General features: G+C 76.6%; 1 pseudogene. It reads left to right on the top strand.

Going from position 1 to position 410, the window contains the following annotated elements:
- Positions 1-375 (top strand): annotated as a pseudogene (locus GTW08_RS12210) (glycosyltransferase family 1 protein); the annotation flags it as partial.
- Positions 376-410: the final 35 nt, after the last annotated feature.

Here is a 410-nt window from a genome sequence, read left to right as displayed (position 1 = left end):
GAGCCCCGCCTCGAGCTGCGGGTGCACCCCCCGTTCGACGACGACGCCCTCCACACCTACCTCCAGGAGCTCGACGTGTCGGTGCTCCCGTACCGGTGGGGGACCCATTCCGGCTGGCTGGAGGCCTGTCACGACCTCGGCACGACCGCGCTGGTGCCCGACGTCGGACACTTCCGGGAGCAGGCGCCCTGCCTGACCTACGCCCTCACCGACGACGGACCCGACCGCGCCTCGCTCGGCGCCGCCGTCGCACTGGCGCACCGGACCCGTCCGACCTGGCGGGCCGACCCCGGCGACCGGGAACGGCGCCGCGCCGAGGTCGCCGACGCCCACGCCCGCGAGTACCGCCGCGTCCTGGCCGGGGTGGCGCGGTGACCGTCACCGTGCGGGTCGTCGCACCCGGGGCGTCC

Source organism: Pseudonocardia sp. SID8383 (genome assembly GCF_009864975.1).
Classification (GTDB): Bacteria; Actinomycetota; Actinomycetes; order Mycobacteriales; family Pseudonocardiaceae; genus Pseudonocardia; species Pseudonocardia alni.
The sequence above is the reverse complement of the archived record's forward strand: the minus strand, read 5'-3'. Positions and strand labels throughout refer to the sequence as shown.